The organism is Sphingobium sp. LB126, assembly GCF_002795205.1.
Classification (GTDB): Bacteria; Pseudomonadota; Alphaproteobacteria; order Sphingomonadales; family Sphingomonadaceae; genus Sphingobium; species Sphingobium chungbukense.
On the sequence record NZ_NETV01000001.1, the window covers coordinates 905,607 to 915,309 of the forward strand.

Below are 9,703 nucleotides of genomic sequence, written 5' to 3' on the forward strand. Positions count from 1 at the left end.
TGACGGCCATCAATGGAAGCGGATTTGGAGCAGGCAGGCAGATGAACGGCAATATGATCCTGATAGCGGTGCTGCTCGCGGTCATGCTGGGCCTGGTCGTCATGGCCTTTTCCGGCCCGTCGCCGGAAAAGGCGCAGAAGCGCCGCATCGACCTGATCCGCGGCCGGCACAGCGATTCCACCGACGCGATCCTGGAAGCGCGCATGCGCAAGGCGATCTCCAATCGCCCCACCGGCACCGAATCCACCATGTTGGTGTCGTTGGTGCCCAATCCGGAAAATCTGGCGAAGCGCATCCGCATGACCGGCAAGAAATGGACGGTCAGCCAATATATGACCGCTTGCTCGGTCATCTTCCTGCTGCTCTGCGCGCTGCTGATGCTGCGTGGCTTCCCGCCGCTCTTCGCGGTGATGCTGGGGCTCGCCGCCGGTCTTGCCCTGCCGCATATGTGGGTCAGCCGCCTCATCAAGGGCCGTATCCAGAAGTTCAACGCCAAATTCCCTGACGCGCTGGAACTGCTGACGCGCGGCCTGCGCTCGGGCCTTCCCATCGCCGAGACTCTGAACGTCGTGTCCAGCGAAGTTCCGGGGCCGGTGGGCGAGGAATTCAAGCTGATCACCGAACGCATCAAGATCGGCAAGACCATGGACCAGGCGCTTCAGGAAACCGCCGATCGCCTCGGCACGCCGGAATTCCAGTTCTTCGTCATCAGCCTGGCGATCCAGCGCGAGACGGGCGGCAACCTCGCTGAAACCCTGTCCAACCTGGCCACCGTGCTGCGCCAGCGATCGCAGATGAAGCTCAAGATCCGCGCCATGTCCTCGGAATCGAAGGCGTCCGCCTATATCATCGGCGTGCTGCCGTTCCTGGTCTTCGGCCTGATCTGCTATATCAACTACAACTATATGTCGCCCTTCTTCACGCCCGATCCGGCAGGGGTATTCGGCCTTTCGACCATGCAGGTCATCGGCATCGGCGGCATGTGCTGGATGGCGATCGGCGCCTTCATCATGGCACAGATGATCAACTTCGAGATCTGACGAGGAAGCCGACCAGATGGAAAATGTTCCCGTCCCCGCCGGCACCCTGTTCGGTCTGACCGCCACCGATTTCGGCACGCTGCTCGCCGCGCTGGCGACGCTGGCGACCCTCTTCGCGCTCTATGCGGTGATGACCGTGCGCGATCCCATGGCCAAGCGCGTCAAGGCGCTCAACGAACGGCGCGAACAGTTGAAGGCGGGCATCACCGCCTCCACGGGCCGCCGCCGCGCCAAGCTGGTGCAGAAGAATCAGACGACGGACCGGATGCGGTCCTTCCTCTCCAGCCTCAAGGTGTTGCAGGACGACCAGCTCAAGGATGCGCAGATCAAGCTGGCGCAGGCGGGCATCCGGTCGAAGGACTGGGCCGTCGCGGTGATCTTCGGCCGCCTGATCCTGCCGATCGTGGTCGGCGGCCTGGCCGCGCTGCTGCTCTATGTCGTGGGCATCTACCCCGAATGGGGCGGCGCCAAGCGCTTCATGGCGTTCGCCGCCGCGCTGCTATTGGCTTACAAGGCACCCGACATATTCATCGACAACAAGATCGCCAAGCGATCCGCCGCGATCCGCAAAGGCTTGCCCGACGCGCTCGACCTGCTGGTGATCTGCGCCGAGGCGGGCCTGACTGTCGACGCCGCCTTCAGCCGCGTCGCCCGCGAACTGGGCAAGGCCTATCCCGAACTGGGCGACGAATTCCACCTGACGGCGATCGAACTCAGCTTCCTCACCGAACGGCGCATGGCGTTCGAGAACCTCGCCACCCGCGTCAAGCTGGACGCTGTGAAAGGCGTGGTCACGACCATGATCCAGACGGAGAAATACGGCACCCCGCTCGCCTCGGCATTGCGCGTGCTGTCCGCCGAATTCCGTCACGAACGCATGATGCGCGCCGAGGAAAAGGCCGCGCGCCTGCCCGCGATCATGACAGTGCCGCTGATTCTCTTCATCCTGCCGACTCTGTTCGTGGTCATTTTGGGCCCGGCCGCCTGTTCGATCAGCAAGGCCTTCTAAAAAAATTGAGAGAGGCGAAGGGACGCTGCCGTAGCGTCCCTTCGGAATCGGCCGGAACTCGGTGATTTTCGGCCTTGGCGGGGCGCCCGCTCCTGCCCTATCTCCTGCTGTAAAGACGCAATTTGGAGAGGTCCATGGTCGCCATCACCCGCATCGCCGCCCGCGCCGCGCTGTTCATCCTGCCCCTGGCTGCGGCCCTGCCCGCCGAGGCCGCGCAGCCCATCACCGGCCGTTGGGCCACGGTCGACGGCAAGGCCATCGTCCAGATCGCGCCCTGCGGCAAGACGCTCTGCGGCCGCATCGAAAAGATCGTGAAGCCCACCCCCGGCCGTCCGCAGACCGACATCAAGAACCCCGACCCGGCACTGCGCAGCAAGCCGCTGGCGGGACTGGCGCTGCTCACCGGGTTCCAGGATGCAGGGGACCTGTGGAAGGGGTCGATCTACGACCCGGAAAGCGGCAAGACCTATAACAGCAAGGTCAGCCGCAACGGCGACGGCACGCTCAAGGTGCAGGGCTGCATCATGTTCTTCTGCAAGACCCAGACCTGGACGCCGCTGCGATAGACATTGCCGTTATGGGTGGTTTCCCGCCTCTGGTCCGTCATCCCAGCTGTCGCCGGAATGACGGATGTTGTTGGCGCCCGCCCCTGGCCAAAACAGGCTCTTGAGCATCGTGCGCAAAAGTGGGAACCGGTTTTGCGCTTAAAGCGATGCGACAACAAAAGCTCAGAGCAGGCGGCTCGCGTACGATTTAACGCCGCGCGCTCTAGGCCGTAGTGACGATTTAATCATTTGATCCATAGCATGATGCTGGCGAGTTTGACGAAGCCGAGGAAGTTTGCGGCGAGCTTGTCATAGCGGGTTGCGATACGGCGCCACTGCTTGAGCTTGGCGAAGAAGCCCTCGATGCCCCAACGCTGCTTGTAGGCGATGCGATCGTAACGGTGCTGATATTTGCGATGGCGGCGAGGCGGAATGACCGGCTCGCCGCCTTGCTCGTAGATGAGATCGTGCAAACTGTCGGCGTCATAGGCCCGATCAGCCAGCACCTTGCCAGCCGGGATGCCGCGGATCAGATCGCAGGCGGGCGCCATGTCGTTTTGCTGTCCGGGGCCGAGGATGAAGCGGATCGGCAAGCCCAAGGCATCGACTACGGCATGGATCTTGGTGCCGAACCCGCCTCGCGAGCGCCCGAGAGCCTGGGCTTGAGCGCCCCCCTTTTTACCCGTGCCCCAGCCGCCTGGGCCTGGGCGCGGATCACGGTCGCATCGATCGCCAGCCATTCGATGTCGGGATCATCCGACACAGCCTCGAAGATCCGGTCGATCACGCCTTGCTCGACCCAGCGATAATAACGCCGCTTGGCGGTCTGATAGGGACCGAACTTCTCCGGTAGATCGCGCCAGCGCCCGCCCGATCGCGCCAGCCAGAGCAAGGCGTCAAGAAACAACCGCCCGTCACTGCGAGGACCGCGCTTGCCCTTGCGCCCTCCCGGAACGAACTCGCGCAGCCGCTCCCACTGATCATCCCGCAGCACTTCGCCTTCCACGCCAGCCTCCCAAAGCCAGCCTTGAATCACAAATCCAAACCCTCGTGAATCCCTAAAATGTCACTACGGCCTAGTCCCCCAAAATCACATCCACGCCGGCGCGGGCATGGATGCTGGTGCCATCATAGATCGGCAGCACATTCGCCTTCACGTCGACGATCATCTCCAGTTCGGTGCAGGCCAGGATCGCCGCCTGTACATGCTCCTTGGCGATGTCGGTCAGTTCCGACTTCATATAGCGTTCGGACTCGCGGCTGACCTTGCCGATGGTCAGCTCGTCATAGACGATCCTGTCGATCCGCTCGGCCAGTTCCATGTCGGGCGGCAGAAGCGATATGCCGTGGGCCACCAGCCGCTGGCGGTAGAATTTCTCGGTCATCACATTGCGCGTACCGATCAGCGCTGCCTTTTCGATGCCGTCGGCCTGCATCTTGCGTCCCACCGCCTCTGCGATGTTGATGATCGGAATGTCGACCCCCGCCTGCACCTCGTCATAGACGCGATGCATGCTGTTGGCACAGATCAGCAGCGCCGCCGCCCCCCCCTGCTCCAGCCGCCGCGCAGAAGCCGTCAAGACTTCGGCCGCGTGAGCCCATTCCTCGTCCGTGGTGGAACGGCCGATATCCGCGAAATCCAGGCTCTCGATCAGCAGCGGGGCGCTATGCTGCCCGCCACGGGCGCGATAGACGGCCTGATTGATGATCTGATAATAGCGCGCCGTCGACGTCCAGCTAAGACCGCCTATCAGACCGAGCTTCTTCATGAATCCGCCTACCCCAATGCTTCCTTCCGCAAAGCGTTAGGGACGCGCCCCCCCCTCGGCAAGCCCCTTCCTGTCCGCTCCACCGCAAAGACGAAGCGCGAAGAGACCGCCCGCAGCGCCCGCAAGTCCTCCGGCAACGGCCATTCCGATATTTTCCAGTAGATAGGCCAGGACCGCGACGGCCCAGCCAGAAAGACCACCGACCAGCGCCGCGGCAGGCCCCATCCCCGCGCCCATGATCCATTTCGCCAGCCCCCATCCGGCCAGCAACGCGACTCCGGCCAAGGGAAGCAACCGGTCGGTCGTGGGCGACGCGACGAAGGCTAAAACCGCCCCGCAAGTGCCCGCCAGCATCGCCCCGGTGAAAAACGGCGCGCCCGGCCGCCCCTTGCCTCGCCGCCCCATCCCGCACCACAATATCGCCGCCGCGCCCGCACAGGCCATTGCGCCAAGAGCGACGCCAACCCCAATGGCTGCCGCATCGTCAGCGAACAACCGGTCCGTCATCTCGTCCAGCAAGCCGAAAGCGTGCGGATTGCGCCAGGCAGCCACGCCGACGAACATCGCCGCGAGCCCCGTCTGCCCGATCAAACCGATCAGCAATGCCGGAATCGCCGCCCGCGGCACGCCCCGTCCCAGCACCAGCCCGACCGCCCCGCCCATGATCAGCGCAGCGAAGATCTGCGGCATGGACATGACATCATGGCTGTAGAGCGTCACCGCGCCGATCACCGTCATGCCCGCCATCATCAGATGCGCGCCCCGCCGCAGCCCGCCGCCGAACGACGCCGGCAGCGCCAGCCCGAACAGCAGAGCCGCCATCGACCAACCGGCGAGGACCGTCGGATTCGCGCCCTCCATCACGGCCCCGGCGCGTCCATCCGCCCGGCAGCGGCAAAGCCGCCACACAGTCCCGCGCTGCCCGCCGCGATGGCCAGCAGCCCCAGTATCCGCACCGCCGCACTGCCCGCCTCCGCCGCGACGATCAACCCGCCGACCAGTATCGCGGACGACAGCAGTTGTAGCATCGCTACCAATGTCCAGCCATCCTCCGGCCGCGCCCGCCAGGCGATGGCGAAGCCCAAGAGCGAGGCAGCAGAAAAGCAAATGAGGAGGAACAGGGTCATCTGTTCCTCCTCATTGCAGGAAGCCGCCGATGGTCAAGCCCGCCGGGCCGGACGAGGCTGTCGCGACATTCGAAGCAGCGCTCCTCCAAGGTCACGCCGCCCGGCCGGTCGCCTACCCGTCAGTGTCCGTGAGCGATCAGCACCACGACCAGGGCTGCCACGAGCGCCGAGGCAATCGTGCCCCATTTCATGAGGGACAGGAATCCCGCATAGGTCTGGTTCGCGCTTTCGATATTCCCTTCAGAAGCCATGCCCGGCTCTCCTCCACCTGTTGCCGGCCCTCTCTTATCGTCAAGCCTTGCCCCCCTCAAGCCGGGACGAACAAGAAAATCTTTCCGGTTAAGCCGCTTTTTACCCCTTCTCACTACCATGGCGGACAGGTTCGCAAATAAGGGGGTAGAATGGCGCGCGACGGCGTTCCCATGCTGATGTTGATCGATGACGAGCCGGCACAGCGCAGGTTGGTGTCCGCCCTGGCCGCCCGCGCGGGCTGGCGCACGATCTTCGCCAATGACGGCGACATGGCGATCGCCACGCTCGGCACGCAGGACGGGATGCGGCTTGACGCCGTGATCCTCGACCAATGGAGCCCCAGCTATGAGCCGACCGGCCTGATCCGCGAGTTGCGCGCGCGCCGCCCGGCTTTGCCGATCCTGATCCTGACCGCCCACAACAATGTCGCCGTCGCGGTCGATGCGATGCGTGCTGGAGCCACAGACTATCTCGCCAAGCCGATCGCGCCCGAACGGTTGCTCGCCGCGCTCAACGCGACGCTGAACGGCGAACATGGCAAGGGCGAGTTGCGCCCGCTGACCGAAAAGATTTCCGCCGCCCTTTCCTTCGAGGATGTGGTCGGCGCCGCCCCCCAATTCCGCGCCGCGCTCGCCATCGCGGCCAAGGCCGCCCGCGCCCGCGTCCCCGTCCTGATCGAGGGCGAAAGCGGCGTCGGCAAGGATGTGATCGCCCGCGCCATCCACGCCGCCTCCCCCCGGCACAAGCAGAATATGGTGACGGTCAATTGCGGCGCCATTCCCGCCAACCTCGTCGAATCCGACCTGTTCGGTCATGAGCGCGGTGCCTTCACCGGCGCCTTCGACCGGCAGGTGGGCAAGTTCGTCGCCGCCGACATGGGCACCATCTTCCTCGACGAAGTCAGCGAAATGCCACTCGACGCGCAGGTGAAGCTGCTGCGCGTGTTGCAGGATGGCGAGGTCCAGCCGATCGGCGCGCGCCGCCCGATCCATGTCGACGTCCGCGTCATCGCCGCCACCAACAAGCGGCTGCATGACGAGATAGAGGCGGGACGCTTTCGGGAGGATCTTTATTACCGCCTCAACGTCGTGCAGCTCACCATCCCTCCCTTGCGCGAGCGGCTGGGCGACGTGCCGGCCCTCTGCCGCCATCTGCTCGCACGCATCGCCACCCAGCCGGGACTGCGCGGCCTGGGCCTGACCGACGATGCGCTGGCGCTGCTGATGCAGCATGACTGGCCGGGTAATGTCCGCCAGTTGCAGAACGCGCTGTTCCGCGCTGCCGTGCTTTGCGAGGGCGATGCACTGACGGCGCAGGATTTCCCGCAGATCGCCGCCCATCTCAACGGACGTGCCCATGGCGATGCGTCCCATGGCAGGCTGCGCGCCGTGCCACAGGCGCATCGCGAGGCAGCTGGCATCACCCTGTTCGAAGGCGACGGCCATGTCCGTCAGCTTGCCGAGATCGAGGCCGACGTCATCCGCCTGGCCATCGGCCATTATCGCGGACGCATGACCGAAGTGGCCCGGCGCCTGGGGATCGGCCGCTCGACCCTCTATCGCAAGCTGGCCGAACTGGGGATCGACAGCGCGGCATAAGCCCATCCCGTCGTTCAAGCGGCGGTTCCGGCGTTGAAATGTCGCGGCGGCTATGCTTTGGGAGAAGGCATGAAGATCGCCTCCCTCGCCATCGCCTCGCCCCTCCTGTTGCTGGTCGCCTGTGGTCGGGCGGAGCCGGTGGAAGACCTGCCCAGCCAGGACGAACTGGCCAACGCCGCCAATGTCGCTGCGGCCGCCGCGATGGCCAAGGCGAAGAGCGACACCCCCGCGTCCCGCAATTATGTGAATGTGGAGCGGGGCTTTTCCATCACCTTCCCCGAAGGCTGGGAAAAGGACGCCTCTTCCAGCAATGCCGACGGCGTGGTCTATCAGGACCCCGGCGCGGGCGCGGATGTCCGGATCGTCTGGCAGAAGAAGGACGGCGATCGGACGCTGCAACAGATCGTCGAAACCGTGAACGAGGGCTCCGAAGGGGTCAGCGGTGATTTCATCGGCGACAATGAATATCGCGGCACAGCCAATGACGGCGAGGGCAATAATGTCGCGCTGCGCATGATCAGACAGGCCGACGGTTCGATCGTCACCGCCAGCTTCGTCTATCCCGAAATGCTGAGCGAGCAATATTCGGCCATGGCGGAAAGGACGCTCGACAGCCTGCACGTCTTCGCGCCCAAGACGCAGACGCCCGAAGGCACGGGAGCCCCGGAAGCCGCCGCCCCTGCTCCCGCCAACACCGCAACGCCCTGATGCGCCCGCCCCCTCCTATGTGAAGGAGGACGAGATACGCGTGCCGCCATTCTTTCCGCGCATGGCGGCAGGCAAGCATTTAATGGAATCGATTGGCCCTGAGCCGTTGATAGCGCGCCATCAGGCCGCCACAGCACCCTGATGGCAGCCAAAGGCCATCCGTGCCGCATTGATCATCTGCACATGGGCGTCGCTGCCGCGTGCCACATCGAGCCAGTCCTGACCCGTGGTCGCACCATGGCTGTCCTGCCATATTTTCGAGGCAACGGAGTCGATTTCGGCATCGGTGGGGCTGCGCTCTTCCGCGATGCATTGGATCAGCAGGGAATGGAAAAGCTTTGCCGAAAAGGGCTGCATGGTTGCCATGGGACATCCTCTCCATTTGGATGCGATTTTTCTCGCATTCCGTAGGGGAAGCTGGTCATCCTGCCGAGTCGAGTCAACGCACCCAAAACTTTTCATGCCACTGCGACAAAAATGACGCAGCTTCGTTTCGGGATCAGACCGAACTTAGTCCCACGTCCACCAGACCCCGCCAAAGGTGCAACGCCTGGACGCTTTCCCTGACATCATGCACTCGCACCATCTGCGCGCCCAGCTCCGCCGCGCGGAAGGCCAGCGCCACCGATCCGCCCAGCCTGTCCGGCGCGGGCGCCTCGTTGGAGAGGGCACCGATCAGCCGTTTGCGGCTCCCCGCGAACAGCAGCGGCACGCCCAGCCCCTGGAAGGTCGCCAGGCCGTTCACCAGCGCCAGATTGTCGGCCAGCGACTTGCCGAAGCCCAGCCCCGGATCGACCATGATCTTCTCGCGCGGAATACCGGCCGCCAGGCAAGCCTCCACCCGCGCCTCCAGATGGTCGAACACATCGGCCACGACATCGCCATAGCCGCCAGGATTTTCATGAGGATCGTCCCCGGCGGAGGGGGCGTGCATCAGGATCACCGGGCATCCCGCAGCGACAGCGACCTCCATCGCCCGCGGATCATGCAGCAACGCGCTCACATCGTTGATGACGTGCGCCCCAGCGGCCAGCGCGGCCTCCATCACCGCCGCCTTGCGCGTGTCGATGGACATGGCAATGCCCGCCGCCGCCAGCCGTTCGATCACCGGCACCACGCGCGCGATCTCATCCCCCTCCCACAGGCGCGGCGCCTTGGGCCGAGTCGATTCCCCGCCGACATCGATCAGCGCCGCCCCCGCCGCCGCCATGGCAAAGCCCGCATCGGCCGCCGCCTGCGGGTCGTCCATATGCCTGCCGCCGTCGGAAAAGCTGTCCGGCGTGATGTTGAGGATCGCCATCACCTGCGGCGCGTCGAAACGGATGGTCCGCTCCCCCAGCGCCAGCGGCTGCCGCTGGGCGGAGATATGGCCGGCAAGCCGCTGCGCCCGCTCCGCCAGGGGATCGGGCAAGCCCGCCACCGCCTCGGCAAAGCCCGCGACCGGCACCGTCACCCGCGCCACCCGCTGACCGTCCTTGCGCGCGGTCAGCTCATAGCCCTGAAACCACAGCAGGCCGTTCGCCATCCGTGCCGCCGACCCATCCGGCAGACCGATGGGCGAAGGCACGAACCATGTGGGGCGCAGATAAAGCCGCGCATCGGCGGGAATGGAGGAGAATGTCATGCCCGCCCTCTAATCCTCTCAGACCGCACCT

12 protein-coding genes are annotated in these 9,703 nt (G+C 64.8%); 5 read left to right on the top strand and 7 right to left on the bottom strand.

All coding sequences use genetic code 11. The annotated features are described in order from the left end of the window. Window positions 1–41 precede the first annotated feature (41 nt). The 3 genes from CAF53_RS04355 to CAF53_RS04365 all read left to right on the top strand — a co-directional run bounded on the left by CAF53_RS04355 (window position 42) and on the right by CAF53_RS04365 (window position 2,615). On the top strand, window positions 42–1,040 hold the full coding sequence (locus CAF53_RS04355) for a type II secretion system F family protein (RefSeq protein WP_100237432.1): 999 nt from the start codon (window positions 42–44) through the stop codon (window positions 1,038–1,040). A gap of 16 nt (window positions 1,041–1,056) precedes the next feature. Next, window positions 1,057–2,049: a type II secretion system F family protein gene (locus CAF53_RS04360; RefSeq protein WP_100237433.1), complete on the top strand. Its 993-nt coding sequence runs from the start codon at window positions 1,057–1,059 to the stop codon at window positions 2,047–2,049. 134 nt (window positions 2,050–2,183) lie between these two features. After that, window positions 2,184–2,615, top strand: a complete 432-nt coding sequence (locus tag CAF53_RS04365) for a DUF2147 domain-containing protein (RefSeq protein WP_046764762.1) — start codon at window positions 2,184–2,186, stop codon at window positions 2,613–2,615. 224 nt (window positions 2,616–2,839) lie between these two features. Here CAF53_RS04365 and CAF53_RS04370 read toward each other — a convergent pair. From CAF53_RS04370 to CAF53_RS04390, 5 genes are all read right to left on the bottom strand, one after another. Then, window positions 2,840–3,600, bottom strand: a protein-coding gene (locus CAF53_RS04370; protein WP_100238421.1) for an IS5 family transposase whose coding sequence is annotated in 2 segments (ribosomal slippage) — window positions 2,840–3,276 and window positions 3,276–3,600 — 762 coding nt in all. Because the reading frame shifts where the segments join, the coding sequence is not laid out codon by codon here. A 70-nt stretch (window positions 3,601–3,670) separates the two neighbouring features. Beyond that, the gene (locus CAF53_RS04375) at window positions 3,671–4,363 is read right to left on the bottom strand and encodes an amino acid racemase (protein WP_100237434.1); all 693 of its coding nucleotides are present in this window, start codon (window positions 4,361–4,363) and stop codon (window positions 3,671–3,673) included. A 36-nt stretch (window positions 4,364–4,399) separates the two neighbouring features. Further along, on the bottom strand, window positions 4,400–5,224 hold the full coding sequence (locus CAF53_RS04380; protein WP_100237435.1) for an NAD(P)(+) transhydrogenase (Re/Si-specific) subunit beta: 825 nt from the start codon (window positions 5,222–5,224) through the stop codon (window positions 4,400–4,402). Next, the gene (locus CAF53_RS04385) at window positions 5,224–5,490 is read right to left on the bottom strand and encodes a proton-translocating transhydrogenase family protein (RefSeq protein ID WP_100237436.1); all 267 of its coding nucleotides are present in this window, start codon (window positions 5,488–5,490) and stop codon (window positions 5,224–5,226) included. The genes CAF53_RS04380 and CAF53_RS04385 overlap by 1 nt, the downstream gene beginning before the upstream one ends. A 119-nt stretch (window positions 5,491–5,609) precedes the next feature. Beyond that, window positions 5,610–5,741 (bottom strand): aa3-type cytochrome c oxidase subunit IV, encoded by a 132-nt coding sequence (locus CAF53_RS04390; protein WP_046764765.1) that lies wholly within the window; start codon window positions 5,739–5,741, stop codon window positions 5,610–5,612. Between the two features lie 150 nt (window positions 5,742–5,891). Between CAF53_RS04390 and CAF53_RS04395 the strand changes: the two genes are divergently transcribed. Beyond that, complete coding sequence (locus CAF53_RS04395) at window positions 5,892–7,340, top strand: sigma-54 dependent transcriptional regulator (RefSeq protein WP_046764766.1); 1,449 nt, start codon at window positions 5,892–5,894, stop codon at window positions 7,338–7,340. Window positions 7,341–7,409: 69 nt separating this feature from the next. Then, a complete protein-coding gene (locus tag CAF53_RS04400; RefSeq protein ID WP_100237437.1) occupies window positions 7,410–8,048 on the top strand; it encodes a hypothetical protein in 639 nt (212 codons plus the stop codon). A gap of 120 nt (window positions 8,049–8,168) precedes the next feature. On the opposite strand, the gene CAF53_RS04405 is transcribed toward CAF53_RS04400, so the two are convergent. Together CAF53_RS04405 and folP are read right to left on the bottom strand one after the other, a co-directional pair. Next, window positions 8,169–8,414, bottom strand: a complete 246-nt coding sequence (locus CAF53_RS04405; RefSeq protein ID WP_100237438.1) for a hypothetical protein — start codon at window positions 8,412–8,414, stop codon at window positions 8,169–8,171. Window positions 8,415–8,547: 133 nt separating this feature from the next. Then, window positions 8,548–9,672, bottom strand: coding sequence for a dihydropteroate synthase (folP, locus tag CAF53_RS04410; RefSeq protein ID WP_100237439.1), 1,125 nt, complete (start codon window positions 9,670–9,672; stop codon window positions 8,548–8,550). Window positions 9,673–9,703: the final 31 nt, after the last annotated feature.